A 223-nucleotide genomic window follows, 5' to 3' on the forward strand; every position below is an offset into this window, starting at 1 on the left:
TTAACCGCGACTTATATATGTTATTGCAGCAACAAAAAATTCAGTTAAGTGCGTATTCCGATCTATATGATTTAATCGTACCCAAGGGCAATCTTCTTAGAAGAATCAATGAATTGATTGATTTTTCCTTTATCCACGATGAACTGGTAGATAAATATTGTGCAACTAATGGGAGAAATGCAGAAAGTCCTATCCGCATGTTTAAATACTTGTTATTGAAAAC

1 pseudogene is annotated in these 223 nt (G+C 33.2%); it reads left to right on the forward strand.

The features are described 5' to 3' along the window. Positions 1–17: 17 nt before the first annotated feature. Positions 18–223 (forward strand): annotated as a pseudogene (locus LB467_RS18995) (IS5/IS1182 family transposase); the annotation flags it as partial.

It is taken from the genome of Salegentibacter tibetensis (assembly GCF_020164485.1).
Lineage (GTDB): Bacteria > Bacteroidota > Bacteroidia > Flavobacteriales > Flavobacteriaceae > Salegentibacter > Salegentibacter tibetensis.